This window comes from Nocardia sp. NPDC051911 (assembly GCF_040681035.1).
Taxonomy (GTDB): Bacteria; Actinomycetota; Actinomycetes; order Mycobacteriales; family Mycobacteriaceae; genus Nocardia; species Nocardia sichangensis.
In genome coordinates this window covers 329,610-355,039 of the sequence record NZ_JBFAXY010000001.1, presented here as the reverse complement: position 1 = coordinate 355,039, position 25,430 = coordinate 329,610, and the positions used below count along the sequence as shown (strand labels likewise).

Annotated in this window: 25 protein-coding genes; 16 read left to right on the top strand and 9 right to left on the bottom strand. The window is 68.6% G+C overall.

The annotated features are described in order from the left end of the window. The first annotated feature begins 57 nt into the window (after positions 1-57). From AB0L97_RS01900 to AB0L97_RS01875, 6 genes are all read left to right on the top strand, one after another. Positions 58-528 carry a MarR family transcriptional regulator gene (locus AB0L97_RS01900; RefSeq protein WP_355071491.1) on the top strand — a complete coding sequence of 157 codons (471 nt, stop codon included), beginning with the start codon at positions 58-60 and terminating at the stop codon, positions 526-528. Positions 529-836: 308 nt separating this feature from the next. Continuing rightward, a complete protein-coding gene (gene dnaK / locus AB0L97_RS01895) occupies positions 837-2,684 on the top strand; it encodes a molecular chaperone DnaK (protein WP_355071493.1) in 1,848 nt (615 codons plus the stop codon). After that, on the top strand, positions 2,681-3,340 hold the full coding sequence (gene grpE, locus AB0L97_RS01890; RefSeq protein ID WP_356962856.1) for a nucleotide exchange factor GrpE: 660 nt from the start codon (positions 2,681-2,683) through the stop codon (positions 3,338-3,340). The genes dnaK and grpE overlap by 4 nt, the downstream gene beginning before the upstream one ends. Before the next feature lie 24 nt (positions 3,341-3,364). Continuing rightward, positions 3,365-4,525 (top strand): molecular chaperone DnaJ, encoded by a 1,161-nt coding sequence (dnaJ, locus tag AB0L97_RS01885; RefSeq protein WP_355071496.1) that lies wholly within the window; start codon positions 3,365-3,367, stop codon positions 4,523-4,525. Beyond that, positions 4,525-4,944, top strand: coding sequence for a helix-turn-helix transcriptional regulator (locus AB0L97_RS01880; protein ID WP_355071498.1), 420 nt, complete (start codon positions 4,525-4,527; stop codon positions 4,942-4,944). Before dnaJ ends, AB0L97_RS01880 begins: the two co-directional genes overlap by 1 nt. A gap of 531 nt (positions 4,945-5,475) precedes the next feature. Then, positions 5,476-6,645, top strand: a complete 1,170-nt coding sequence (locus AB0L97_RS01875) for an FAD-binding oxidoreductase (RefSeq protein WP_355071500.1) — start codon at positions 5,476-5,478, stop codon at positions 6,643-6,645. 214 nt (positions 6,646-6,859) lie between these two features. Here AB0L97_RS01875 and AB0L97_RS01870 read toward each other — a convergent pair whose 3' ends face one another. From AB0L97_RS01870 to AB0L97_RS01855, 4 genes are all read right to left on the bottom strand, one after another. After that, complete coding sequence (locus tag AB0L97_RS01870; RefSeq protein WP_355072103.1) at positions 6,860-7,621, bottom strand: FAD-binding oxidoreductase; 762 nt, start codon at positions 7,619-7,621, stop codon at positions 6,860-6,862. A 28-nt stretch (positions 7,622-7,649) separates the two neighbouring features. Beyond that, positions 7,650-8,807, bottom strand: coding sequence for an FAD-binding oxidoreductase (locus AB0L97_RS01865; RefSeq protein WP_039802769.1), 1,158 nt, complete (start codon positions 8,805-8,807; stop codon positions 7,650-7,652). A 308-nt stretch (positions 8,808-9,115) separates the two neighbouring features. After that, positions 9,116-10,003: an LLM class flavin-dependent oxidoreductase gene (locus AB0L97_RS01860; RefSeq protein WP_364424684.1), complete on the bottom strand. Its 888-nt coding sequence runs from the start codon at positions 10,001-10,003 to the stop codon at positions 9,116-9,118. A gap of 56 nt (positions 10,004-10,059) precedes the next feature. Next, the gene (locus AB0L97_RS01855; RefSeq protein WP_355071503.1) at positions 10,060-10,995 is read right to left on the bottom strand and encodes an NADP-dependent oxidoreductase; all 936 of its coding nucleotides are present in this window, start codon (positions 10,993-10,995) and stop codon (positions 10,060-10,062) included. A 338-nt stretch (positions 10,996-11,333) separates the two neighbouring features. Between AB0L97_RS01855 and clpB the strand changes: the two genes are divergently transcribed. The 7 genes from clpB to AB0L97_RS01820 all read left to right on the top strand — a co-directional run bounded on the left by clpB (position 11,334) and on the right by AB0L97_RS01820 (position 19,042). Beyond that, positions 11,334-13,889 (top strand): ATP-dependent chaperone ClpB, encoded by a 2,556-nt coding sequence (gene clpB, locus AB0L97_RS01850; RefSeq protein WP_356962850.1) that lies wholly within the window; start codon positions 11,334-11,336, stop codon positions 13,887-13,889. A 49-nt stretch (positions 13,890-13,938) separates the two neighbouring features. Next, positions 13,939-14,739, top strand: a complete 801-nt coding sequence (locus tag AB0L97_RS01845) for a DUF5666 domain-containing protein (protein WP_355071506.1) — start codon at positions 13,939-13,941, stop codon at positions 14,737-14,739. An 89-nt stretch (positions 14,740-14,828) separates the two neighbouring features. Further along, on the top strand, positions 14,829-15,815 hold the full coding sequence (locus AB0L97_RS01840) for a hypothetical protein (RefSeq protein ID WP_364424867.1): 987 nt from the start codon (positions 14,829-14,831) through the stop codon (positions 15,813-15,815). 55 nt (positions 15,816-15,870) lie between these two features. Then, positions 15,871-16,674, top strand: a complete 804-nt coding sequence (locus AB0L97_RS01835; RefSeq protein WP_356962847.1) for an SDR family NAD(P)-dependent oxidoreductase — start codon at positions 15,871-15,873, stop codon at positions 16,672-16,674. Between the two features lies 1 nt (position 16,675). Beyond that, the gene (gene pyrE / locus AB0L97_RS01830) at positions 16,676-17,224 is read left to right on the top strand and encodes an orotate phosphoribosyltransferase (RefSeq protein ID WP_355071509.1); all 549 of its coding nucleotides are present in this window, start codon (positions 16,676-16,678) and stop codon (positions 17,222-17,224) included. A gap of 49 nt (positions 17,225-17,273) precedes the next feature. Beyond that, on the top strand, positions 17,274-18,332 hold the full coding sequence (locus tag AB0L97_RS01825) for a beta-ketoacyl-ACP synthase 3 (RefSeq protein WP_364424680.1): 1,059 nt from the start codon (positions 17,274-17,276) through the stop codon (positions 18,330-18,332). A 2-nt stretch (positions 18,333-18,334) separates the two neighbouring features. Continuing rightward, the gene (locus AB0L97_RS01820; RefSeq protein ID WP_364424677.1) at positions 18,335-19,042 is read left to right on the top strand and encodes a lysoplasmalogenase; all 708 of its coding nucleotides are present in this window, start codon (positions 18,335-18,337) and stop codon (positions 19,040-19,042) included. Here AB0L97_RS01820 and AB0L97_RS01815 read toward each other — a convergent pair. The 4 genes from AB0L97_RS01815 to AB0L97_RS01800 form a co-directional block, all read right to left on the bottom strand. After that, positions 19,026-19,472 carry a hypothetical protein gene (locus tag AB0L97_RS01815; RefSeq protein WP_355071515.1) on the bottom strand — a complete coding sequence of 149 codons (447 nt, stop codon included), beginning with the start codon at positions 19,470-19,472 and terminating at the stop codon, positions 19,026-19,028. The two genes, AB0L97_RS01820 and AB0L97_RS01815, sit on opposite strands and share 17 nt — an antisense overlap. A gap of 62 nt (positions 19,473-19,534) precedes the next feature. Beyond that, a complete protein-coding gene (locus AB0L97_RS01810; protein ID WP_364424675.1) occupies positions 19,535-20,113 on the bottom strand; it encodes a Uma2 family endonuclease in 579 nt (192 codons plus the stop codon). A 74-nt stretch (positions 20,114-20,187) separates the two neighbouring features. Next, positions 20,188-20,841 carry a response regulator transcription factor gene (locus AB0L97_RS01805; protein WP_355071518.1) on the bottom strand — a complete coding sequence of 218 codons (654 nt, stop codon included), beginning with the start codon at positions 20,839-20,841 and terminating at the stop codon, positions 20,188-20,190. Beyond that, on the bottom strand, positions 20,838-22,208 hold the full coding sequence (locus tag AB0L97_RS01800; RefSeq protein ID WP_364424672.1) for a sensor domain-containing protein: 1,371 nt from the start codon (positions 22,206-22,208) through the stop codon (positions 20,838-20,840). Before AB0L97_RS01800 ends, AB0L97_RS01805 begins: the two co-directional genes overlap by 4 nt. A 92-nt stretch (positions 22,209-22,300) precedes the next feature. Between AB0L97_RS01800 and AB0L97_RS01795 the strand changes: the two genes are divergently transcribed. The 3 genes from AB0L97_RS01795 (at position 22,301) to AB0L97_RS01785 (ending at position 24,723) form a co-directional block, all read left to right on the top strand. Beyond that, a complete protein-coding gene (locus AB0L97_RS01795; RefSeq protein WP_356962841.1) occupies positions 22,301-22,636 on the top strand; it encodes a DUF4190 domain-containing protein in 336 nt (111 codons plus the stop codon). A 37-nt stretch (positions 22,637-22,673) separates the two neighbouring features. Next, positions 22,674-23,366: a TrmH family RNA methyltransferase gene (locus AB0L97_RS01790; RefSeq protein ID WP_355071522.1), complete on the top strand. Its 693-nt coding sequence runs from the start codon at positions 22,674-22,676 to the stop codon at positions 23,364-23,366. Positions 23,367-23,637: 271 nt separating this feature from the next. Beyond that, the gene (locus AB0L97_RS01785) at positions 23,638-24,723 is read left to right on the top strand and encodes a glycoside hydrolase family 76 protein (RefSeq protein WP_364424866.1); all 1,086 of its coding nucleotides are present in this window, start codon (positions 23,638-23,640) and stop codon (positions 24,721-24,723) included. Positions 24,724-24,730: 7 nt separating this feature from the next. Here AB0L97_RS01785 and AB0L97_RS01780 read toward each other — a convergent pair whose 3' ends face one another. After that, entirely contained in the window at positions 24,731-25,429 is a 699-nt protein-coding gene (locus tag AB0L97_RS01780) for a DedA family protein (RefSeq protein WP_355071523.1), read from the bottom strand. Between the last annotated feature and the right edge of the window lies 1 nt (position 25,430).

Here is a 25,430-nt window from a genome sequence, read left to right as displayed (position 1 = left end):
AGTGATTATCAATCAATATGGCAATCATGAAAGGTGCGTTAATGCTATGATCGGGGCGTGCCCGAAGCCGATCCGACGCCGCTGTCCGACCACGTCGCCTTTCTGCTCGGGCAGCTCGGGTTCCACACCGCGTACCGCTTCAGTGACGGGTTGGCCCCGCTCGGCATCGGTCCCAGGCATTTCGGCACGTTGCGCGTGCTGCGCGAGCACGACGGCCAGTCGCAGCAGCAGCTGTGCGAGACGCTGGGCATCCATCGCAACGTGATGGTCGGGTTGGTCGACGAGCTGGAGAAGCGCGGCCTGGTCGAGCGCCGCAAGCATCCGGCCGACCGCCGGGCGCACGCCGTCTACCTGCTGCCCGCCGCGCATGATCTGCTGGCCCGGGCTCAACGTGTCGTCGACGGACTCGAGTCCGACCTGCTGCGCGAATTCGAGGCGGCCGACCGCGCCACCTTGTTGCGGCTGTTGCAGCGGCTCGCGGCGACGAACGGGCTGGAACCGGGCATTCATCCCGGACTCTCCCGCTGATTCCTGCCCTCCATGGCTTCCTCGCCGCGCCGGAAGTGTGTGGCAGGTCACGCATGTGCGTCGCTGTCCGGGAATTAAACGCGCGAGTCGCCCGTTGAGCCTGTCGACAAGATTGAGTGTGTACGACTCAAGTTTCGGTTGACTCCGAGACTCCTGCGAGGCAGGATTGAGCCGACCACGCTCAGTGTTGCTGGGGCCGTGCTCCGTGAGGTGCTAGGGGCGAGGTCTCGCGGCGTCCCGCAGCGGACGCCGAGGGCGGTTTCGCCCGGCACCTACACATATCGGTACGTCAATTAGGAGGAACCACTATGGCTCGTGCGGTCGGAATCGACCTCGGGACCACGAACTCGGTCGTCGCCGTTCTCGAAGGCGGTGAACCGGTCGTCGTCGCCAACTCGGAAGGATCGCGCACCACCCCGTCGATCGTCGCGTTCGCGAAGAACGGCGAGGTACTGGTCGGCCAGCCGGCGAAGAACCAGGCCGTCACCAACGTCGACCGCACCATTCGCTCCGTCAAGCGGCACATCGGCACCGACTGGTCGGTGGACATCGACGACAAGAAGTACACGCCGCAGGAGATCAGCGCGCGCGTGCTGATGAAGCTCAAGCGCGACGCGGAGTCCTACCTCGGTGAGGAGATCACCGACGCGGTCATCACCGTGCCCGCCTACTTCGAGGACGCCCAGCGGCAGGCCACGAAGGAAGCAGGCCAGATCGCGGGCCTGAACGTCCTGCGCATCGTCAACGAGCCCACCGCCGCGGCGCTCGCCTACGGCCTGGACAAGGGCGACAAGGAACAGACCATCCTGGTCTTCGACCTCGGTGGCGGCACCTTCGACGTCTCGCTGCTGGAAATCGGCGAGGGCGTCGTCGAGGTCCGCGCCACCTCCGGCGACAACCACCTCGGTGGTGACGACTGGGACGAGCGGGTCGTGCAGTGGCTGGTCGACAAGTTCAAGGCCAGCTCGGGCATCGACCTCACCAAGGACAAGATGGCCATGCAGCGGCTGCGTGAGGCCGCCGAGAAGGCCAAGATCGAGCTGAGCTCCTCGCAGAGCACCTCGATCAACCTGCCCTACATCACCGTCGACGCGGAGAAGAACCCGCTGTTCCTCGACGAGCAGCTGACTCGCGCCGAGTTCCAGAAGATCACCTCGGACCTGCTCGACCGCACCCGCGCGCCGTTCCAGTCCGTGATCAAGGACGCGGGCATCAAGGTGTCCGACATCGACCACGTGGTGCTCGTCGGCGGTTCCACCCGTATGCCGGCCGTCACCGACCTGGTGCGCGAGCTGACCGGTGGCAAGGAGCCCAACAAGGGCGTGAACCCGGACGAGGTCGTCGCCGTCGGCGCCGCCCTGCAGGCCGGTGTGCTCAAGGGTGAGGTCAAGGACGTCCTGCTGCTCGACGTGACCCCGCTGTCGCTGGGCATCGAGACCAAGGGCGGCGTGATGACCAAGCTCATCGAGCGCAACACCACCATCCCGACCAAGCGCTCGGAGACCTTCACCACGGCCGACGACAACCAGCCGTCGGTGCAGATCCAGGTGTTCCAGGGTGAGCGCGAGATCGCCTCGCACAACAAGCTGCTCGGCTCCTTCGAGCTGACCGGCATCCCGCCCGCCCCGCGCGGCGTGCCGCAGATCGAGGTCACCTTCGACATCGACGCCAACGGCATCGTGCACGTCACCGCGAAGGACAAGGGCACCGGCAAGGAGAACACGATCAAGATCCAGGACGGCTCCGGCTTGTCCAAGGAGGAGATCGATCGGATGGTCAAGGACGCCGAGGCCCACGCGGCCGAGGACAAGGCGCGTCGCGAGGAGGCGGAGACCCGCAACCAGGCCGAGTCGCTGGTCCACCAGACCGAGAAGTTCATCAAGGAGAACGAGGACAAGGTCCCCGCGGACGTCAAGACCAAGGTCGAGGCGGCCATCGCCGAGGCGAACGAGGCTCTGAAGGGCACCGACATCGCCGCGGTCAAGGCGGCCGTCGAGAAGCTGGCCACCGAGTCGCAGGCGCTCGGCCAGGCCATCTACGAGGCCTCCGCCGCGGACGCCGCCGCACAGGGCGACGGCGCGACCAGCGCCGCGTCGGATGACCAGGTCGTGGACGCCGAGGTCGTGGACGAGCCGGTCGACACGGAGAAGAAGTGACCGAGGACAACTTCGAGAAGGAGCCGATCACCTTCGTCGACAACCGGAAGATCGATCCGGAGACCGGTGACGTCAGGCAGCAGGCCGCGGACAACGGCGCCGCGGCCGCGCAGGCCCCGCAGGTGGACGAGGGCGTGGACATCGACAACGACGACGCCCTCGCCGACACCATCAGCGGCGAGCTCGCCGAGCGCACCGCCGACCTGCAGCGGCTGACCGCCGAGTACGCCAACTACCGGCGCCGGGTCGAGCGCGACCGCAAGGCCGTCATCGACAACGCCAAGGCGTCGGTGGTCACCGAGTTGCTCGGTGTGCTCGACGATCTCGACCGCGCGCGGGCGCACGGCGACCTGGAATCGGGTCCGCTGCGGTCGGTGGCCGACAAGTTGTCGGCCGCGCTGCTCAAGCAGGGTCTAGAGGAGTTCGGTTCGGAGGGTGAGCCTTTCGACCCGACCCTGCACGAGGCCGTACAGCACGAGGGCTCCGGCCACGACCCGGTGATCGGCATTGTGATGCGCAAAGGCTATCGCTTCGGCGATAGGGTGCTTCGGCACGCGCTCGTCGGGGTAACCGACGGCGTAGCCGATCTGACGGAAAACGCTGTTCAACCTACTGAAGAGGCATCGGATGTTGATGCCGGCGCGAACGATCAATAAGGACGCGAGAGGAGGAGATGCTCGGTGAGCCAACGGGAGTGGATCGAAAAGGACTTCTACAAGGAGCTGGGTATTTCCTCCGGCGCCTCGCAGGACGAGATCAAGAAGGCCTATCGCAAGCTCGCCAGGGACTTGCATCCGGACGCCAACCCCGGTGACACCAAAGCCGAGGAGCGGTTCAAGGCCGTCAGCGAGGCGCACGCCGTGCTGTCGGATCCGGCCAAGCGCAAGGAGTACGACGACACCCGCAAGCTCTTCGCGGGTGGCGGCTACGGTCGCGGTGGCTTCGGCGGCGGTACCGGTGGCGGCTTCTCGCAGGAGTTCAACCTCGGGGACATCTTCGGCGGCGCCGCCGGTGCCGCCGACGGTGGCCTCGGCGACCTGCTCGGCGGTCTGTTCAACCGGGGCGGCACGCGGTCGTCGAGCCGCCCCAGGCGCGGGGCCGACGTGGAGACCGAGACGACGCTCGGTTTCCGGGAAGCGGCCCAGGGCGTCACGGTCCCGCTGCGGATGACCAGCCCCTCGCCGTGCACGACGTGTCACGGCAGCGGCGCCAAACCGGGCACGAGTCCGCGAGTCTGCCCGATCTGCAACGGGACCGGCATCGTCAGCCGCAACCAGGGCGCGTTCGGCTTCAGCGAGCCGTGCGACGAGTGCCGGGGCAGCGGGTCGATCATCGACGACCCGTGCCTCGACTGCCAGGGCAGCGGCATCCAGAACCGCACGCGCACCATCACGGTGCGGATTCCTCCCGGAGTCGGTGACGGTCAACGGATCCGGCTGGCCGGTCAGGGCGAGGCGGGGCTGCGCGGGGCGCCCTCGGGCGACCTGTATGTCACCGTCCACGTCAGCCAGGACAAGGTCTTCGGCCGCAACGGCGACGACCTGACCCTGGTTCTGCCGGTCAGTTACAGTGAATTGGTCCTCGGTACAACGGTTTCGGTGCCCACTCTGGACGGCCGGGTCGGCGTCAAGGTGCCTCCGGGTACCGCCGACGGCCGCACCTTGCGGGTGCGCGGCCGTGGCGTGCCCAAGCGCGGCGGCGGCGCGGGCGACCTACTGGTGACGGTGAAGGTCGCGATTCCGCAGAAGCTGGACAACGACGCCGTCGAGGCGCTGAAGCGCTACCAGGAGGCGGAACGGGCCGGCGGCTTCGACCCACGTGCGGGATGGGCAGGTGCGTGATGTCCTCCGAACCGAAGAACGCGTCCGGCGGGTCGCGGGCCGAGTTCTTCATGATCTCGGTCGCGGCCCAGCTGGCCGGCATGCACGCGCAGACGCTGCGCACGTATGACCGTCTGGGACTGGTCACGCCGCAACGTACTTCGGGCGGTGGTCGGCGCTACTCGGCCCGGGACGTGGAGCTGCTGCGCGAGGTGCAGCGGCTGTCCCAGGACGAGGGCGTCAACCTGGCGGGCATCAAGCGCATCATCGAACTGACCAATCAGGTGGAGGAACTGCGCCAGCAGGTCGCGGAACTGTCGGCCGAGCTGGAGCGGACGCGGGCGGCGTACCGTCCGGATCTCGCTCCGCAGCAGCGCAGTACCGCGCTGGTCGTCTGGCAGCCGCGGCATCGTCGTGAGGACGGTCAGCGCAGACGATAACCGGCACGACGACGGCCCCGGCCTCGGTCGCACATCGCGATCCGGCGCCGGGGCCGTCGTCGTGCGCGGGCATTGTCACAAAGATTTGCTGAAGATAAACCAGAACATGTTCGGCGGAAGTGGTGCGGCATCATCTATTTCGTTGTCGAATCAACTGGACATTTTCACCATAGATCAGTTTACGTAACCGGTTCGGCCTACCCGATTCGATCCACCTCGGATGGACGCCATGTTGCCCTGAAGTCGCTAGAACAGACCAATCGGGACGTAATTCCACAAGAGAGCCTTACCAATTCGGTATGCACACGACTGATTTTGTGCCGAATCCCCGGTCTTACAGTCGGTTTCTCTGGCGTGTCGCCCTGGGCATCCTCGTTTCGACGAAATTGAGCGCGGTATGTTCCTTCGAAAGATTCCGTTGCTGGCAAACCTCGCCTACACTCCTTGCCATCGGCTGCTGTCGAGTGGCCCCGCAGCACCTCACTCGCCGGCATGGTTCGTGAACGAGTGCGAAATGGGGTTGTGAGACCAATGGATTCACGCACTGTCGCTTTGATCAGAACTACGTTCAAGGCGGTTGCTGCGGAGGATGGGGGGCCGGAGAAACTGGCGAGATCGTTCTACGCGATCTTGTTCACCGACTACCCGCACGTCCGCGATTTCTTTCCCGCCGCGATGGACTCCCAGCGCGACCGGCTGGTCAAGGCGATCTCCTATGCACTGGACCGGTTGGAGGAGCCCGACAAGCTGCTGCCCTTCCTGGCCCAGCTCGGCAGGGACCACCGCAAGTACGGCGTGCAGCCCGCGCACTACGCCGCCGTCGCCACCGCGCTGAAGAACGCCGTGAAAGTGTTCGCGGGCACCGAGATGTGGACCGACGAGGTGGACCGCGCCTGGGACGAGGGCCTGCAGATCATCTCCGACACCATGATCGGCGCGGCGGAGAAGGAGACCACGCCGTCGGTGTGGACCGGCACGGTGATCGAGCGCCGCGAGGTGCTGCGCAACCTGGTCGTCGTCCGGCTGCAACTGGATCAGCCGATGCGCTATGCCGCGGGCCAGTACTTGAGCGTGCAGGTTCCGTCGCGGCCGCGCATGTGGCGCTATCTCTCGCCCGCCGTGCCGGCGAATGCCAACGGTGAGATCGAGTTCCACGTCCGCAGCGTGCTCGGCGGCTGGGTCAGCTCGGCCATCGTCGGCCAGACTGTCGTCGGCGACCAATGGCTGCTCGGCTCGCCACTCGGCGGCCTCGGCGTTCCGCGCAACGCCAAACGCAAGATGCTGATGGTCGGCTGCGGCACCGGAATCGCGCCGCTGCGCGCGCAGCTGATGTCGATGGCGATGCGGCGGACCAATCCGAAGGTGCATCTGTTCGTCGGCGGCCACCACCCCTGCGACCTCTACGACCTGGAGACCCTGAGCAAGCTGGCGATGGCCAACCGCTGGCTCACGGTCACGCCGGTGAGCGAGCACGACGAAAACCCCTGGTGGTACCCGGAACCGGAGGAGCCGCGCACCACCTGGCCGGGCCTGGAACCCCGCGTCACCGGCCAGATCGGCAAGGTCGTCGCCAGTTTCGGCGCATGGTCCGACCGCGACGTGCAGATCGTCGGCTCACCCTCGATGGTGCAGACCACCAAGTTCCGACTCATGGCAGCCGGAACCCTGGCGAAGAACATCCGCCACGACCCGTTGTATTAGTCCGGCGCCTGCGGCGCCGGGTGTTCGCGGGCTGTGTTGTTCGGCCGCGCCTTCGGCGCGAACGGCGGATGCTCGGTCTCGCTTCGCTCGAAAGACGTGGTTGCGGTGCGCCGGGCGTCAGGTGACGACCGCGCTCCCAGGGGCTCGCCGTTGTTGCAGCCTCGGGATATCCGATGGTGGCAATACTACGGCTGCTGATCGATCTGCTGATCGGTCAGAGCCCCTCGAACTGGATTCGCTCCGGCGGAGTTCCGGTTTCGAGGAGGCGGTCGACCGTGGTTTGGACCATGGCCGGGGAGCCGCAGACGAGTACTTGGTGTTCGAGGAAAGCGCCGTGGGAGCCGAGGACTTCGGCGAGGGTGCCGTAGAGCAGGTCGTCGGGTGCGAAGCCGATGTCGACGCGGGACTGCTCGTACCAGTCGTCGACCCAGCTCGGATCCTCCGGGTTCTCCACCACCGGAATCACCGTGAGCCAAGGCAATTCGGCGGCCAGCAGGTAGAGCATGTCCGAGGCGTACAGGTCGCGGGGGGAACGCCCCCCGACGAAGAGGTAGGTGGGCGGCGGCGACGGCTTGCGCGCCAGCTCGAGGATCTGAGCGCGCATGGGCGCCAATCCCGTACCGCCCGCGATCATCACCACCTCGTCGCCGTCGGGGTCGACCCAGAACCCGCCTGCCGGAGCGCCGATCCGCCACTCGTCGCCCGGCTGGGTGTCGGCGACGATCGCGGCGCTGCACCAGCCGCCGGGCACCGTGCGCACGTGGAACTCCAGTTTGCCGTCCAGGGACGGCGGCAGCGCGGGGGACAGCCTGCGGCGCACGCCGGGATGCTGCGGCACCCGGACTTCGACCGACTGTCCGGCGGCGAACGGCACGAACTCTCCGATCAGGCGGATCACCGCGAGATCGTGTCGCAGGCGATGATGGCCGACCACGGTCGAAGTCCACTCCGGCGCCTGATGACCATTGCCGAGCATGCTCGGATCCCCCAACGGGGCCTCCTTCTTACACAGGGTCGCAGCTGATGTTCTGCTCCGGCGTGCCGACCGCGATGAGCGCGCGCCGGGTGTCCGCGATCATCCGGGCCGAGCCGGCGATCTGGATCTGCCGGTCTTCCCACGCGCCGAAGCTCGCGACCACGGCGCCAAGGTTACCGATCAGGCGCCGGTGCATGCCGTACGGTGCGTCCTGCGGCGGATGCGGGTACCACCACGGGTTGGTCTTCTGCTCGCACACCGGAACGATGGTCAGCCACGGGTTGCTCTGCGAGAGCTGCCACATGTTCTCCACGTCGTACAGGTCGCAGGGATAGCGGCCGCCGATGAAGAAGTGCACTCGCGGGTTGATGCCGCGCTGGCCCATTTCGATCAGCTGGGCGCGCAGCGGGGCGATGCCGGTGCCCGCGCCGATCATGAGCACGTCGCGGCCGCTGTCCCGGTCGACGTGCAGTCCGCCGAGCGGGCCCGCGATCCGCCATCGGTCGCCGACCCTGGTCTCGTTGACGATCGCGGGGCTCACCCAGCCGCCGCGGATCTTGCGCACGTGGAACTCGATCTCGCCGTACGGGTTGGACGGGATGGCGGGAGAGAAATAGCGCCACATCTTGGGCCGCTGCGGAATGGTGACCGGCACGTACTGCCCGGCCTGGTAGGGCACCGGCCCATCGGACTGCAGGCGCACGATGGCCAGGTCCTCCAGCACGCGGCGATGGCCGACCACGGTGGCCTCCCACACCGGCTGCGACTTGTCGGAGTTGGCGCCGATGGCCATGGACGCGGAGATCAGGATGGTGATGTCGCGCCAGCCCTCCTCCAGGCTCCGATTCCACGCCGCGCCGTTGTAGACGCGGAACGCCGCCAGCAGCGCACGGCCCGCTATGTCGTAGTGCGCGGCCTCCACGCCGTACTTGCGATGGTCGCGAGCGAGTTGCTCCAGGAACTTCTGCGCGCGGTCCCAGTCCTCCAGGTGATCGAGGACGTACTGGATGGCCGTGGCGATCCGTTTGGCCTGCATCTCCATGGCGGGTGGGAACAATTCGCGCAACCGTGGGTTCTCGGCGAACAAATGTCCGTAGAACGCACTGACCAACCGCTCGGGTCCATTCGGCGACTCGATCACCGAACGAAAATTGGCGCGGACCAGCGCAGCCGAACGCGCATCCACGACGTGGAGCTTCCTTTCCCTCAGTTCTGCCCGGGGACATACCCGTTACCGGCGGTCTCCCGCCGACAAGTATCCCCGAAAATGCCGTGGTCGTGTGGGTATAAAGCGAACCTTCGCCTTCGCTGCGGCCACGCCCGTGCTGGAGACGGACTACGTCCGGCTGCGCCCGTTGGTGCCGTGCGACCCGGGCAAACGGTAATCGGTGGGCAAACGGCGGATGCCGCTGACCCGTCGGGTACCGCCGTCGTGGGCGGGCCGGGCCGGATTTCCGCGTCGATGCGGGACCGGAGGATGCCGTTTCCGGCCGGTCAGGTTCCGGCGCCGGTACGCACCGCAGGCACGACCTGCTCGGTATAACGACGGATCTGCTCGACCGGTTCCCCCTCGGTCGGCCAGAAGACGAAACCGTCGATCCGCTGGTCACGGTGCAGGGCGAGCAGGTCGTCGACCCAGCGCTGGGGCGGGCCCTCCAGGAAGCCGCGATCAGCCCCGTCCGCGGTGATGGTGCCCGATACGTTCAGCACCCGCCGCACCGTCAGCGGATCCCGGCCCGCCGCCGCGGCGGCGGCATCGATCCGCTCGCCCGCTTCGGCGAGGAACTCCGGCGGCGCCCACGCGGCGGACGGCACCCAGCCGTCGGCGGCGCGTCCGGTGAGCTCGAGCATGCGCGGCCCGCGCGCACCGAGCCAGATGCCGGGCTCGTGCCGCGGCCGGGGGCCTGGATGCGCGCCCGCCAGGGAGTAGAAGGCGCCGGGCACCCGGACCGAACGCTCGTCGCTCCACAAGGCGCGGATCACCGCGATCGCCTCGGCCAGGGCGCGTACCGCCTCGCCGCCGGTTCGGCGCGGTCCGCCCATCCCGGCGACGGCGTCCCAGAACGCGCCGGCGCCGAGACCGAGCTGGATCCGGCCGTCGCTGATGATGTCGAGCGAGGCCACCGCCTTCGCGAGCAACGCGGGGTTGCGCAGCGGCAGGTTCGCCACGTCGGGGAAGAAGGTGATCCGCTCGGTGCGCGCGACGAGAGCGGTGATCAGCGTCCAGGTGTCCAGGAAACGGCGCTGGTAGGGATGGTCCTGGATCCCGATCAGGTCGAGCCCGGACACGTCGGCGTACACGCTCAGCTCGGCGAGCCTGCGGAAGTCGTCGGCCTCCGGGATCAGGAACAGACCGAATTGGGGCGGTCGAGTGCTCGTCACACACCTCCTGGTGGTCTCGCGGGACGCCCGACCCCGGCGTGGCGGGCCGGTGTCGCTCAGATGGCGAGCACGGTCTTGCCGCGTGCGCCGGGCGCTCCGATGACCGCCGGTCCCTCCGCGAGCGGGACGGTCGCGTCGATCGGCACGACCACGTCACCGGCGGCGACGCGCTGGATCAGCCGGGCCAGCTCCGGCGCTTTCCCCTTGGATTCGATGTTGCCCCCTTTCAGCGACCGTGCGCGCAGCGCGTCCTCGTCGGCCGCGAAGGTGGTGGAGTAGACGGTGCCGCCGTCGCGGACCAGCGTGGTCAGCTCCGCCAGCGCCTCGGGCGGGCTCACCAGATCGAACAGCACGTCGATGCCGTCCGGATGCGCGGCGGCGACCTGGTCGCGCACCGGTCCCGCGGTGTAGTCCACCGTCTCGGCCGCGCCCAAGCGGGTCATCTGATCGGCGGAGTCGCCGCGTGCCGTGGCGATGACGTGCGCGCCGGCGATATTGGCCAGCTGCACCAAGAAGGAGCCGACGCCGCCGGTCGCGCCCACGATCAGCACGGTCTGGCCCGGGTGGATGTGGGTGGCGTCCACGAGGTCCTGCGCGGTCACCCCGGCCGTCGGCAGCGCGGCGGCGGCGACGGTGGTCACGCCCGGCGGGATCGGCACCAGCGTGCCGCCCTCAGGGAGCACCGCGTACTCGGCGAAACTGCCGTGGCCCACCGGCGGTGTGAGGAACTTGCCGACCACCCGGTCGCCGATGGCGAACCGGCTGACGCCCGCGCCGATCGTGGCGACCGTGCCCGCCCCGTCGACTCCGAGGATCAGCGGAAAGTCGTGCGGCAGTTTGCCTTCCAGGAGGCCGGAGGCCACCTTTCGGTCGAAGGGATTCACCCCGGCCGCCTGGAGTTGGACCCGTACGGATCCGGGGCCCGGCTCGGGCATCGGCATCTCGGCCAGTTCCGGCGTCGCTCCGAACTTCCGTACCACGATCGCGCGCATCCATTCGCTCCTCGAGTCGGGGTGAAGAGTGCTGCAACAACTGACGGCCGAGGTCATCGTAGGCATCCGAAGGTCGCCGACGTGCGGAATCATCGCATCGGCGGTGTCGCGGGGCGTCGCTTTCGCCGATGCCGGGGCGTAGCGTTCGACACGATCCGGCGGCATCGGAGCGGCGTGGCGAAGAATTCGAAACTTGAGCGGAACAGACTCAACCTTTCGGACGTTGGACGGGTAGGAACGGCGCCGAGCCGAAGGCGGAGCGGGACGAAGCGACGGCTTCGGCCGGGCGAACACGCTCGGCGCCGTACGAATCGACTCGACTAGTAGGAAGGTGACTCGTGGACTCGTTCAATCCCACCACCAAGACCCAGGCCGCACTGACCGCCGCCCTGCAGGCGGCCTCCGCCGCGGGCAACCCGGAGATTCGTCCGGCGCACTTGCTGGTGGCGTTGCTGGACCAGACCGACGGCATCGCCGCGCCCTTGCTGAAGGCCGTCGGAACGGATCCGGCGGTCGTGCGCAACGAGGCACAGGCCATCGTGGACCGGCTGCCGCAGGCGACCGGCGCCACCACCACACCGCAGCTGGGCCGCGAGGCGCTCGCCGCGATCACCGCGGCGCAGCGCCTGGCCACCGAACTCGGTGACGAATACGTCTCCACCGAGCACGTGATGGTCGGTCTCGCCCAAGGCGACTCCGACGTGACGATGCTGCTCACCAAGTACGGCGCCACCGCCGACGCGCTGCGTGCGGCGTTCACCGCGGTGCGTGGCAGCGCCCGGGTGACCAGCCCCGATCCGGAGGGCAGCTACCAGGCGCTGGAGAAGTACTCCACCGACCTCACCGACGCCGCCCGCAACGGCAAACTCGACCCGGTCATCGGCCGGGACACCGAGATCCGCCGGGTGGTGCAGGTTTTGAGCCGTCGCACCAAGAACAACCCGGTGCTGATCGGCGAGCCGGGTGTCGGCAAGACGGCCATCGTCGAGGGGCTCGCCCAGCGCATCGTGGCGGGCGACGTCCCGGAGTCGCTGCGCGGCAAGTCCGTCGTGGCGCTCGACCTCGGCGCGATGGTCGCGGGCGCGAAGTACCGCGGCGAGTTCGAGGAGCGGCTCAAGGCCGTGCTCGAGGACATCAAGAACAGCGCGGGCCAGATCATCACGTTCATCGACGAGCTGCACACCATCGTCGGCGCGGGCGCCACCGGTGAATCGGCGATGGACGCGGGCAACATGATCAAGCCGATGCTGGCCCGCGGCGAGCTGCGCCTGGTCGGCGCGACCACGCTGGAGGAATACCGCCAGCACATCGAGAAGGACGCCGCCCTGGAGCGGCGCTTCCAGCAGGTGCTGGTCGGCGAGCCGTCGGTGGAGGACACCATCGGCATCCTGCGCGGCATCAAGGATCGCTACGAGGTGCACCACGGTGTGCGCATCACCGACTCCGCGCTGGTCGCCGCGGCAACGCTGTCGGACCGCTACATCACCTCCCGGTTCCTGCCGGACAAGGCGATCGACCTGGTAGACGAGTCGGCCTCGCGGTTGCGCATGGAGATCGACTCCCGCCCGGTGGAGATCGACGAGGTGGAGCGCGCGGTGCGCCGCCTGGAGATCGAGGAGGTCGCCCTCGCCAAGGAGACCGACGAGGCCTCCAAGCAGCGGCTGGAGAAGCTGCGCGCCGAACTCGCCGACGACCGGGAGAAGCTCAATCAGCTGACCACCCGTTGGCAGAACGAGAAGAGCGCGATCGACCAGGTGCGCACGCTCAAGGAGCAACTGGAAGCGCTGCGCGGCGAATCCGAACGCGCCGAGCGCGACGGTGATCTGGGCAAGGCGGCCGAACTGCGCTACGGCCGGATCCCCGCGCTGGAGAAGCAGCTCGCTCAGGCCGAGCAGTCCTCGGCCACCGCGGGCGACGGCGAGGTGATGCTCAAGGAAGAAGTCGGCCCGGACGACATCGCCGAGGTGGTGTCCTCGTGGACCGGCATTCCGGTGGGCCGGATGCTGGAAGGCGAGACCCAGAAGCTGCTGCGCATGGAGGAGGAGCTGGGTCGCCGCGTGGTCGGTCAGACCGAGGCGGTGCAGGCGGTGTCCGACGCGGTGCGCCGGGCGCGCGCGGGTGTCGCCGATCCGAATCGCCCCACCGGCTCGTTCATGTTCGTCGGCCCGACCGGCGTCGGCAAGACGGAGCTGGCGAAAGCGTTGGCGGACTTCCTGTTCGACGACGAGCGCGCCATGGTCCGCATCGACATGAGCGAGTACAGCGAGAAGCACTCGGTGGCCCGGCTGGTCGGCGCCCCGCCCGGCTACGTCGGTTACGACCAGGGCGGTCAGCTCACCGAGGCGGTGCGGCGCAGGCCCTACACGGTGGTGCTGTTCGACGAGATCGAGAAGGCACACCCGGACGTGTTCGACATCCTGCTCCAGGTACTCGACGAGGGCAGGCTCACCGACGGCCAAGGCCGCACGGTGGACTTCCGCAACACCATCCTCATCCTCACCTCGAACCTCGGTGCGGGTGGTGACCAGGAGTTCGTCATGAACGCGGTGCGTTCGGCCTTCAAGCCGGAGTTCCTCAACCGCCTCGACGACGTGGTCATGTTCCACGCGCTCGACGAGGAGCAGTTGGAGCAGATCGTCGACATACAGCTCGATCAGCTGCAGAAGCGCCTGGCGCAACGCAGGCTGAAGCTGGAGGTCAGCGATTCGGCTCGGTTCTGGCTCGCCGTGCGCGGTTACGACCCCTCCTATGGCGCTCGTCCGTTGCGCAGGCTGATCCAGCAGGCCATCGGCGACTCCCTCGCCAAGGAGTTGCTGGCGGGCGAGGTCACCGACGGCGACAGCGTCAAGGTGGCCGTCAGCCCCGACGGGGACGGTCTGATCGTCGGAAGGTGATGAGTGAGCAAGCGGCCCCGCGCGTGCGGGGCCGCTTACCCTGGAAGCCATGACCAACCCGAACGATCCCTGGGGACAGCGGCCGGAGGATGCACCGACCGAGCACCTGGGTCCGCCGGGCAAGTCCGGCTACGGGGGCCCGGCGCACACCACGGCGTATCCCGACGCGTACGGCGCCGGCGCTCCGTCGGAATATCCCCCGACGGAGCAGTACGGATCCTGGGGCCCACCCCCGACGAACGCGACGCGCGCGTTCCCGTCCTACGACTCCCAGTGGGCCGCCTATCCGGACACCGCTCCGGGTGCGGCGGGGCCGCCCGGCGGCGCGATGCCGCCTGCCGGGGGAGTGCCGCAGGGACCACCACCGCAGCCGCCGCGCCGCAACACCGGTCTGTGGATCGCCCTCGGCATCGGCGTCGTGTTGCTCATCGGTGCGATCGGGGTGGTCTCGGGCGTGCTGCTGGGCGCAAGCGATTCCGGCTCGGCCGACACCGCGGCGGCACCGACGACGCGCGTCACCACGAGACCGGCGCCGGGAACCAGGAACGCCCAGCCGACCCCACCGAGCGGGTTGCCCAGCGTGCCCGGCCTCGGCGATGCCGACGGGCTCGGCGCGACCATGGGCACCATCACCGCGAACGACGGGGGCACCCTGACGGTGAGTTCGGTGATGGGCAACACCATCACGGTGCGCACGGACGCCAAGACGCAGGTGATCGCCTTGTCGGGCACGAAAGTATCCGATCTCGCCACCGGTGAGCTGGTGCTGATCCAGGGCGACAAGGCCGCGGACGGATCGATCCAGGCGAAGGTCATCATCGGTACCTCGCTGCCCGGCGGCGGACGATGAGCCGCGCCGGGCGCGGCCCGCGCGAAGCGCCGGGGGTAATGACGGACCATGTCCGGCCGGGACCATTAGGCTAGGCGTCGATGACGGCAATGTGGTTCGGGTTGGCGGCGATCGCGCTCGTGGGTGCGATCGTGCTGCTGTATTTCGATCGGCTCCAGCGTCAGCGGACCGGTCACGCGCGACAGGTGTGGGCGAAGTCGCAGGGCTATACCTATGTGTCCGTGGAACCCGCGCTGCCGTCCACGTGGCGGCGGGGCGCGCTGACCAAACTGGGCTATCTCTCCGCGGTCGACGTGGTCTCCGGCATCCGCAAGGGCGAGAAGTTCGTGCTGTTCGACTTGGAGGACTCCGCGACGCTGGTCGCGGTCCGCCGCCAGATCGGTTCGGACATCGACGTGGACATGCGGCTGAAGACGGCCGCGCCGCCCAAGGACCACGATCTGGAACTGCTCGGCGCCATCGGTGATCGCGTGGTGTTCGCGACCAATCCCGAAATCGCCAGGCACGCGGTCGATCAGCGCATGGTCGCGTTCATCGAGAATCTTCCGGACTCCGTACAGATGCTCTGGAGCGAGGGCAACTGGACGCTGGGCATGCTGCTGGTCGGCACCACCCCGAAGGACTGGGAAGGCGCGATCGACGCGGTGCTGCGCCTGTCCGGCCTGCTGCACGTGCTGCCACCGGTCAGCGAGCCGCACTTCGACGACGGCGGACCCGAGCCGGGCCGCTCCCGGCCTCGCGAGCGTCAGCGGGGCGAGAACGTCCGGGGCCCCGAGGACGACGCGGGCGACCGTGCGCGCCCGGAGGCCGAAGGCGACGAGCGGTCCGATGACGACTCCCACGCCGGCGAGCGAGCCGAGGAGCGAGGGTCGGAACCGGCGCGCCGCCCGTCGCTGGCCGTCGTGCCGAACACCCGCGCCCGCGTGCGCGAGGACGACGGGCCTCGGTCACATGAGGAACGCGACGAGCGCGCCGAGGGCCGGGCCGACTCCGAGTCGCGGCAGCGGCCCGCCGACCCGCCCGGTGGACCGTTCCATCCCGGCTTCCGCCCCTACCAGGGACCCGTGCCGAAGTGACCGGCCGCGCGCCCACCGCGGTCGGACCCGAGCGACTGCCATCGATCGCGCCGTCATGACCGAGCATCCCCGGCTGCCCGGCGCCACCCGCCCGGTGGCTTTGATCACCGGACCGACCTCGGGTATCGGCCGCGGTTACGCGACCCGGCTGGCCTCCCTCGGCTACGACTTGGTGCTGGCCGCCAGGGACGAGCAGCGCCTCACCGCCCTCGCGACCGAGATGGAACACCGCTTCGGTACCCGCTCGGAGCTGCTCGTCGCCGACCTGGCCGGGGCCGAGGATCGCGAGCGGGTCGCGGCGCGGCTGGCCGACGGCGTCGAATTCCTGGTGAACAACGCCGGTTTCGCGCGGTCAGGGGAGTTCTGGACATTGCCGCCCGAGCAGTTGCAGGCGCAACTGGACGTCAACGTCACCTCCGTGGTGCGGCTCACCAGGGCCGCGCTGCCGCCGATGATCGCGGCGGCCAACGGCTGCGTCGTCAACGTGGCCAGCGTGGCAGGCCTGATTCCCGGACGAGGGTCGACGTACTCGGCGTCCAAGGCATACGTCGTATCCTTCACGGAAGGGTTGGCAGGCGGATTGGCCGGGACCGGAGTCCGGGTCCAAGCCCTGTGCCCGGGATTCGTCCGCACGGAATTCCACCAGCGAGCAGGCATCGAGATGTCCTCGCTGCCGAAAGCGTTGTGGCTGAGCGTCGACCAGGTAGTCGCCGGCTCACTGCGTGATCTGGAGAAGGGCCGGGTGCTCAGCGTGCCCGGTGTGCAGTACAAAGCGCTCACCACCGTCGCCGGAATGATCCCGCGAACCCTGGGGGCCCGGCTCAATCGCGGGCTGTTCAACGCACGCGGAAGGACTTGACATGATCGACGTGATTACCAACGACAGGGACCGGCTGGCCGCGCTGGTACGCGAGCTCGCCGTCGTGCACGGCCGGGTGACCCTGTCCTCGGGCAAAGAGGCCGACTACTACGTCGACCTGCGCCGCGCGACGCTGCACCACGGCGCGGGCCCGCTGATCGGCAAGCTGCTGCGCGAACTCGTCGCGGACTGGGACTTCGACGCCGTCGGCGGCCTGACCATGGGCGCGGACCCGGTGGCGCTGGCCGTGCTGCACGCGCCCGGCCGCCCGATCGACGCCTTCGTGGTGCGCAAGGCCGCGAAGTCGCACGGCATGCAGCGCCAGATCGAAGGCCCCGATGTCGTGGGCAAGCGGGTGCTGGTCGTGGAGGACACCACGACGACCGGCAATTCGCCCCTGACCGCGGTGCGCGCGTTGCGCGCTGCGGGCGCTACCGTGGTCGGCGTCGCCACCGTCGTCGACCGGGAAACCGGCGCCGACCAGGTGATTGCCGCGGAAGGTCTGGAGTACCGGTCGATCCTCGGCTTGAAGGATCTCGCCCTGGGATAGCCTGGACGAGGTGTAAGTCTTCGAAGGTGAAGGGTCGTGTGAGTCTCCAGTGGTGAGCATTGCAGTCAACAGGAGCCGCGAGAACGTCGCGATGCTCGGAATCGGCGCTTACCGACCCGAACGCCTGGTCAGCAACGCGGAGGTCTGCGAGGTCCTGGATTCCACCGACGAGTGGATCTTCGAGCGCACCGGCGTCCGCAACCGGCGCTGGATCAGCGGTGACGAGACGCTCCGGTCGATCGCGGCGGCGGCGGGCGAGCGCGCGATCGTCAACAGCGGCGTCGACCGGTCGAAGATCGGCGCCGTGATCCTGGCCACCTCCAGCTGGCTGACCCTCACCCCGCACGGCGCGCCGCAGGTGGCCTATGACATCGGCATGAACGGCGTCCCCGCTTTCGACCTGACCTCCGGCTGCGGCGGCTTCGGATACGGCCTCGGCGTGGCCGCCGACATGATCCGATCCGGTTCCGCCGAGTACGTCCTGCTCATCGGCGCCGAGACGATGACCGTCGGACTCGACCCCACCGACCGCGGCACCGCGATGATCTTCGGTGACGGCGCGGGCGCGGTCGTGGTCGGCCCGAGCGACGAGAACGGCATCTCGCCGACCGTGTGGGGCAGCGACGGCGAGAACGCCGCAGCGATCATGCAGGACATCGATTTCCTCGAGTACATGCAGCGCGCTCAGGCCATGCAGGGGCTCGACCCGGCGGTGGATCCGGTCGGCCGGATGTCGCTGCGGATGGAGGGCCCCCGCGTCTTCCGCTGGGCCGCGGTCACCCTGCCGCGCGCGCTGTCCACCGCGCTCGAGGTCTCCGGCGTGGCCAAGGAGGACATCGAGGTCTTCGTCCCGCATCAGGCCAATGCCCGGATCAACGAGCTGATGAAGAAGAATCTCGGGCTGGCCGACGAGATCCCGATGGCCAACGACATCGAGAACACCGGAAACACCTCCGCCGCGTCCATTCCGCTCGCGATCGAGGAAATGCTGGTCACCGGCAAGGCCAAGGGCGGGCAGACGGCGTTGCTGCTCGGCTTCGGCGCGGGGCTGAGTTACGCGGGACAAGTCGTCACGCTGCCGCCCGCGCCCACCGAGCCGAGCTTCTGACCATGCGGCCGTTCCGAGCCGGATATCTCGCGGCGGCGGCGCTCACCGTCTTCGGCGCCGTCACCGGGCGGGAGAAGGCGCAGTGGATCGCGAAGCCGCTGCTGATGCCGCTGCTCGCGGCGGACGTGGCCACCGAAGGCCGAGAGCTGCCGTCCACCGAGCGCACGGTGCTGATCGGGTCGCTGGGCGCGGCCACGGTCGGCGACATCCTGCTCATCGATCCGGACGACGATCGCAGGCTGATCGCGGGCGCCTCGTCGTTCGCGGTGATGCAGGCCGGATACTCCACGCTGTGGTGGCGGATGGGTGGCAGGCCCGCCGTCGGGGTGGCCGTACCCCGGGTGGCCGCCTGGCTGGGTGCGGCCGGGTTGCTGCGGAAGAAGGCCCCTTCGGTGGCCGCGCCGCTGACCGCGTACGGCGTCACCTTGGGTACCGCGGCCGTGCTCGCGTCGGACCCTGCGCTGGCGCCCGCCACGAAAAACGTTGCGGGAGTGAACATTCCCGGTACCGATCCGCGCAGCCGCCTCGGCGTCGGAGCGCTGCTGTTCACCGTCTCGGACGGGCTGATCGTGCTGCGGCGGTTGTTCGCGCGCGGCGAGCGGACCCGGCGGGTGGCCGAAGGCGTGATCCTGGCGACCTATGCGGCCGCGCAGTACCTGCTCGCCGATCCGAAAGCGCACGTGAAGCCGGTGCTCACAGCACCAGAATGATGCGATCCCGGTTCGCCGGGTCGACGCGGATGGAGAGGATCTCGCCGACCGCGAGCCGGGGTTTGTCGGCCGGGGTGGCGTCGAAAACCACAGTGCCGCGGTAACTCTCGGAGCCCGGTACGGTCAGTTCCAGATCCAGCTCGGTGAGCTCCGTGTAATGGTCGGTGCGCTCGAGTGGGTGCACGCCCTCGACGGTCGCCCAGCCTTCCAGCCCGTGCCGCCACAAGCGGCGATCCGCCTTGGACGGCCGTCCGGCGAGCATCATCCCGATGCCGACGCACGAACCGAACAACCCGACCAACGCCACGATCTGATACGGCACCGTCCCCGGCGGCGTCCGATGCACCACCCACCCCAACCACAGCGCCAGCAGGATCAGATACCCGGCGGTCACCCCGAGCACCGTGCGCAGTATCCGCTCGTGATCCATACCAGCCTCCACCCCGAGTGCCAGACCTCCAGGATAGGCCCGGCGCCTTCGGCGGTGCGGCGCTATTCGCCCGGATAATCGCTGGACAGGGCGATAAGGTCGATCGTGACCGGAGTTCCGGCCAGCTCGACTGTTACCGAGCCCGATCGCTCGGCGACGAGTTCGTAGTCGCTGTCGATCAGTCGGTAGGCGCTGAGGCTGGCCGGCTCGTCGAGGTCGATGAGCCAATAGTGCTCGATGCCGACGTCGGCGTACTCGAAGAACTTGGTGACACGATCGGTTCGCCGGGAACCGGCCGACAGTATTTCGACGGCGAGTTTCACATCCTCGGGATGAACGCGTGCGAGATCGTCCGTGAGCGCTTTGCGGCGGATGACCAAGACGTCCGGCACGCGCACCGTAGGGGGTTGCACCGGATCGACTACCAACTCCGCCTCGCCTACCGCAGCAAGCTCTTTCGGTAGTTGAGGGTGGATTTGCGCCGCGAGTTGCCAGACCGCGAATTGATGGCGCAAGACCGGCCTCGGTGACACGACCAGAACCCCCTCGACAAGCTCGTAATTTCGGCTGCTGTCCTCCGGCAGCGCAATCCAGTCCTCCAGGGTCAGCAGATGATCAGGCCAGTTCACGTCGACGGTCATCGCTTCCTCCCCTCCCCGCACGGATACCGCGTTGGGGCCAGTCTGGCATAACGTGCCGACAAACCACAGCGTCGTCAGCCCTTGAGTCGCAATACCGCCAGGACGCGGCGGTGGTGAGTGTCGGAGGGCGGTAGGTCGAGCTTGAGGAAGATATTGCCGATGTGCTTTTCCACCGCCCGCTCGGTGACGGTCAGGGCGGCGGCGATGGCGCTGTTGGACAGGCCTTGGGCCATCAGCTCGAGCACCTCGCGTTCGCGCGGGGTGAGGCGGGCCAGCGCATCCTGCTGACGTGAGGCGCCCATCAATTGACTCACCACCTCCGGGTCGAGCGCGGTCCCTCCGGTGGCCACGCGGTGCAGCGCGTCCACGAAGTCACGGACGTCGGCGACCCGGTCCTTGAGCAGGTAGCCCACGCCGCTCGCGCCACCGGCCAGCAATTCCGTGGCATAGCGGGTCTCGACCCACTGGGAGAACACCAGTACGCCGGTCATCGGGTATTTGCGGCGCAATTCGATGGCGGCCAGAAGCCCCTCGTCGGTGTAGCTGGGCGGCATCCGCACGTCCACCACGACGACATCGGGGTTATGTGTGCCGACCACGTCGGCGAGAGTGGTCGCGTCGCCGACCATGGCGACCACCTCGTGGCCGCGTTCGGTCAGCAGCCCGGCGAGCCCGTCGCGCAGGATGGCGCTGTCCTCGGCGATCACGAGGCGTAGTCCGTCACTCATCGTGACCCCGCCAGCGGCAGCAGAATCGTCACCACCGTCGGCCCACCGGCCGGGCTGTGCACGGTCAGCGTCCCGTCCACGGTGCGGGCCCGCGCCACGAGGCCGGACAACCCGCTGCCCGCGCCGAGCGCGCCGTCGACGGGCGTCATCACGCCGCCGATACCGTTGTCCCGCACTGTTACCGCGATCGTCCGCCCGTCACCTGGCAGCGCCGAGACCCACGCGCTGGTGGCCCGCGCGTGCCGCACCACGTTCGTCAGCAATTCGGCCACCGAGAAATACGCGATCGCTTCGATGGCCGGAGTGGGCCGTTCGGGCAGATGCACCCGCAGCCGCACCGGCACCGAGCAGCGCGCTGCCAGCGTCTCCAGCGCCGGTCCGAGCCCCAATTCCAATGCGGGCGGGTGGATTCCGCGCACCAGTTCGCGCAGTTCGGTCAGCGCCTCCTTGGAACCCGCGCGCGCCTCGGCGATGAGGTCGCTGGGATCGCCGCCCGCGGCCAGCCGATCCTCCGCACGGCCCAGCGCCATCGCGATGGTGACCAGTCTGGCCTGAGTACCGTCGTGCAGGTCGCGTTCCAGTCTGCGCAGCGTGGCCGCGGAGTCCTCGACGGCGGTGCGCCTGCTCTCCTGCAACTCGGTCACTCGGCGATCGCGGGTCGTCGCGCCGAGCAGCGCGATCGTCAACAGCCCGTGCAACCAGCAGACGCCGCGCAGCAGCCAGGGCAGCGCCAGGCAGCCGAGCGCTCCCACCAGTGCGAACGCCAGCACTTTCGGCCAGCTGTCGAGGTAGAGACCGCCGAACTGGACCATCGACTGGTGCTCGACACCGTTCTCGTCGACATTCGTCGGGCGGATCAGTGCCCATGGGATCGGGGAGAGCGCGGTGAACATGGTCATCGCCACCCCGACGAGCACCAGGTAACCCACCGCGACGCCGAGCACCGCCTGCGCGAGCAGGAACAATGCCGCTCGCCATGCCGCCCGATCGGTGAAGGCGCTGCGGAAGAATCCGATCAGGCCGGACGCGGGTGCGAACGGCGGGGGCGGCGCGACGACGATGCCGAGCAGATCTTTGGCCAGGGCGCGGTAGATCCGGCCCCACAGCCGTCCGCCGAGCAGCACGCCTGCCAGCACCGGCAGGCCGATGACGGTGATCGCGAGATACAGCCCGCCGCCGAAGCCGAGGAACAGGTAGGCGACGGCCAGGCAGCCAAGCACGAAAACGGTGAGAACGTAGACGAGTTCCTTCCAGAACCGGGCGCGCACGGGTGCGAGCAGGACCGATCGAAGGACATGCTCTTCCGGTTCCGGCGCACTGGCCGGCGCGTCGACCACGAGGGTCGGTTCGGTGTGTGTCTCGGTCATGGAATCCATGGTGGTCGCGGCGATTCCGGGGGTCGATGGAGCCGACCGCCGAAAAAGTGGTGTAGGCAGCCACACCTACTACGATCCTGCTGATGAGCTACCCGCCGCAGCCGCCGCCGTACGGCTATCCAGCCTATGGGGCCTACGGAGCACCGGACCACCCGCAATCCACCACGATCTTGATCCTGGGCATCCTGAGTCTCGTGCTGTGTCAGTTCATCGGACCTTTCGCGTGGGTGATGGGCAAGCGGGCGCTCAACGAGATCGACGCGTCCGGTGGAACCATCGGTGGCCGGGGGAATGTCAACGCGGGATACATCTGCGGCATCATCGCGACCGGGCTGCTGTGCGTGAGCCTGCTGTTCCTGCTGTTGATGTTGGTGCTCGCCCTGGTCGGCGTGTTCGCGGGAAGCTCGTCTGGCTACTGAGCCACGCGTCGCGGGCGCGGTGCCCGGAATTAGCATCATGAAGGTGAGTCACCCAGCGCCGGACGCGGCGGAGCAGGATCTACCCGGCCCGACCGAGTGGGGCGAGCACCCCAACGGCGTCGGTCCGTGGGCGAGCGAGCACGCCGAGCCGCCGCCGGATGATCCGCGCCTCGATCCCGAACTGCTGGCCGGTGGCGACCGCCGCAACGTGGTCGACGCCTACCGCTACTGGAGCCGCGAGGCCATCGTGGCCGATATCGACCGGCGTAGGCACCCGTTCCACGTCGCGATCGAGAATTTCGGGCACGACGCGAACATCGGCACGGTGGTCCGCACGGCGAACGCCTTCGCCGCCGCGGCCGTGCACATCGTCGGGCGTCGGCGCTGGAATCGCCGGGGCGCCATGGTGACCGATCGCTACCAGCACATCCGCCACCACGCCGACATCGGCGAACTGCTGGCGTTCAGCGAGCGCGCGGGCCTGACCGTGGTCGCCGTCGACAACGTGCCGGGTTCGGTGCCGCTGGAGACGGTCACGCTGCCGCGCGCGTGCCTGCTGCTGTTCGGCCAGGAAGGCCCCGGTGTCACCGACCATGCCAAGCAGGCCGCCGTGATGACGGTGTCGATCGCGCAGTTCGGCTCGACCCGCAGCATCAACGCGGGCGTGGCCGCCGGGATCGCCATGCACGCCTGGATCCGGCAACACGCCGATCCGGCGACCGCATGGTGAGCGCCGGACCCGCGCACGATCGTCTGAGCTGGCGATCTTCGCCCCCGGAAGCCCACCGGCACGATTCCACATCGCTTTCGTAACAAATCGGGCGCATAAATGCGTTCTGGCCTGGCACCATTGACCCATGACCTCGCGGAGCGACGATATCGAGGTGCCGAGCGTGGAGCACGCCGAGACGGGCTCCGCGGCACCGCGTCCGCCGACCGGCCGGGCACCGGCGGGCCGGGAGGCCGTCGCGCCGGCGACGCTGTGGTCCGAGCGGGCCGATATGGCCGAATCGTCGATCATCTCCCGGCATCTGCGCGCGCTGTGGGCGCTCCCTGGCACCGAACTCGGTGTGGTCGGCTGGCCGGCGACCAAGCGGGAGCGAATCTTCGGCGCGTGGCACTACTGGTGGCAGGCGCATCTGATCGAGTGCGCGACCGACGCCGCGAATCGGGCGCCGACTCCGCTGCGCCGCAGGCGAATCGCCGCGCTGGCGCGCTCACACCGCATCCGCAACATCACCGGCTGGACCAACCGTTACTACGACGACATGGCCTGGCTCGCCATCGCGCTGGAACGCGCCGAGCGCACCCAGGGCACCGACGTGCGCAGTGCGCTGGTCGCGCTGGAGAAGCAGCTGTACGACGGCTGGCAGCCGCAGGTCGGCGGCGGCCTGCCCTGGCGCATCGGCTCGGACTACTTCAACGCGCCCGCGAACGGTCCTGCCGCGATCGCGCTGTTGCGCCTCGGGCGCGTCCAACGCGCTCAGGAGATGTCCGACTGGCTGGACGCGACCCTGCGCGATCCGGAGACCGGGTTGATCCTGGATGGCATTCACCTACCCTCCGGCGAGATCGAGCGTCCCGTGTTCAGCTACTGCCAGGGTGTGGCGCTCGGCCTGGAGACCGAGCTCGCCGTGCAGACCGGCGAACCCAGGCATACCGAACGCGTGCACCGGCTGCTCGCGGCCGTCGAGGAACACATGACCACCGACGGTGTGGTCGACGGTGGTGGCGGCGGCGACGGCGGCCTGTTCAACGGCATCCTGGCCCGATACCTGGCGCTGGTCGCGGTGATGCTGCCGGGCGAGGACGCCCAGCAAATCGCCGACCGCCGCGCGGCCGCCGCTATCGTCACCGCGTCCGCCGAGGCGGCGTGGGCGAACCGGCTGCAAGTCGAGGGCGAGCCACTGTTCGGGCACGACTGGAGCAAGCCCGCGCGACTGCCCGGCGGCAGCGCGGGAGCTGGTTACCTCACCTCCGGCGGCTCGGTCACCTCGTCGAAAGTGCCGGGACGCGACATGTCGGTGCAGTTGTCCGGCTGGCTGCTCATGGAGGCGGCCTACCAGGTCAGCGCCGCTGGGCTGTGACCGAGTATCAGCCCTCGGGCTCCAGCACGGCGCTCGGAGCCGTTTCCAGCGCGAAGTCCTCGGCGGGTTGCGACATCTCCTGCCGGTAGTGCCGCACGCCGAGCGCCGTCCCGATGATCAGGCCCACCACCAGCGTGCCGATCACGATCGGCATCAGCCATTGCACGCGCTGCAGGAAGCTGCCCGCGTAGTACCCGATGAGCAACAGCACCGGCGCCCAGACGATCGCACCGATCGTGCTGGCGACTGTGAACTTGCGGTGGTCCATCCGCGCGGCGCCTGCTACCGAGGGGCACAGGGTGCGCACCCACGGGATCCACCGGGCGATCAGCACCGCGACGAAGCCGTGCCGATGCAGCAGCTCCGCGACGCGTTGCAGGTTGCGGACGTTGATGTATCTGCCGTTCTTCCTGGCCACCAGGTGTCGTCCGGTGCGGTGCCCGATGACGTAGCCGACCTGATTGCCCGCGATGGCCGCGACCATCGCGCCCACCGACAGCGCCCAGACGTGCGTTTCACCCGAGGCGTGCGACGCCATCACGATGCCCGCGGTGATCAGCATCGAGTCACCGGGCAAGAACAGCCCGAGGATCACCGCGCACTCGAGGAAAACGAAGGTCAGCACCACCGTCCAGACGAGCGCGGGGCCCGCCGACAGTAGCGGATCGAAACTGCCCACGGCTAGGGGCGACGATTCCGTCGTCACC

What these genes read in the sequence shown, in the direction of transcription:
- AB0L97_RS01805 (WP_355071518.1), bottom strand. Translation starts at nt 20,841, where the DNA reads ATGAGTGACGGACTACGCCTCGTGATCGCCGAGGACAGCGCCATCCTG.
- AB0L97_RS01875 (WP_355071500.1), top strand. Translation starts at nt 5,476, where the DNA reads ATGGATTCACGCACTGTCGCTTTGATCAGAACTACGTTCAAGGCGGTT.
- AB0L97_RS01880 (WP_355071498.1), top strand. Translation starts at nt 4,525, where the DNA reads ATGTCCTCCGAACCGAAGAACGCGTCCGGCGGGTCGCGGGCCGAGTTC.
- AB0L97_RS01785 (WP_364424866.1), top strand. Translation starts at nt 23,638, where the DNA reads ATGGCCGAATCGTCGATCATCTCCCGGCATCTGCGCGCGCTGTGGGCG.
- AB0L97_RS01855 (WP_355071503.1), bottom strand. Translation starts at nt 10,995, where the DNA reads ATGCGCGCGATCGTGGTACGGAAGTTCGGAGCGACGCCGGAACTGGCC.
- AB0L97_RS01840 (WP_364424867.1), top strand. Translation starts at nt 14,829, where the DNA reads ATGTGGTTCGGGTTGGCGGCGATCGCGCTCGTGGGTGCGATCGTGCTG.
- AB0L97_RS01835 (WP_356962847.1), top strand. Translation starts at nt 15,871, where the DNA reads ATGACCGAGCATCCCCGGCTGCCCGGCGCCACCCGCCCGGTGGCTTTG.
- dnaK (WP_355071493.1), top strand. Translation starts at nt 837, where the DNA reads ATGGCTCGTGCGGTCGGAATCGACCTCGGGACCACGAACTCGGTCGTC.
- pyrE (WP_355071509.1), top strand. Translation starts at nt 16,676, where the DNA reads ATGATCGACGTGATTACCAACGACAGGGACCGGCTGGCCGCGCTGGTA.
- AB0L97_RS01795 (WP_356962841.1), top strand. Translation starts at nt 22,301, where the DNA reads ATGAGCTACCCGCCGCAGCCGCCGCCGTACGGCTATCCAGCCTATGGG.
- AB0L97_RS01810 (WP_364424675.1), bottom strand. Translation starts at nt 20,113, where the DNA reads ATGACCGTCGACGTGAACTGGCCTGATCATCTGCTGACCCTGGAGGAC.
- AB0L97_RS01790 (WP_355071522.1), top strand. Translation starts at nt 22,674, where the DNA reads ATGAAGGTGAGTCACCCAGCGCCGGACGCGGCGGAGCAGGATCTACCC.
- AB0L97_RS01800 (WP_364424672.1), bottom strand. Translation starts at nt 22,208, where the DNA reads ATGACCGAGACACACACCGAACCGACCCTCGTGGTCGACGCGCCGGCC.
- AB0L97_RS01870 (WP_355072103.1), bottom strand. Translation starts at nt 7,621, where the DNA reads ATGCTCGGCAATGGTCATCAGGCGCCGGAGTGGACTTCGACCGTGGTC.
- AB0L97_RS01815 (WP_355071515.1), bottom strand. Translation starts at nt 19,472, where the DNA reads ATGGATCACGAGCGGATACTGCGCACGGTGCTCGGGGTGACCGCCGGG.
- AB0L97_RS01820 (WP_364424677.1), top strand. Translation starts at nt 18,335, where the DNA reads ATGCGGCCGTTCCGAGCCGGATATCTCGCGGCGGCGGCGCTCACCGTC.
- AB0L97_RS01845 (WP_355071506.1), top strand. Translation starts at nt 13,939, where the DNA reads ATGACCAACCCGAACGATCCCTGGGGACAGCGGCCGGAGGATGCACCG.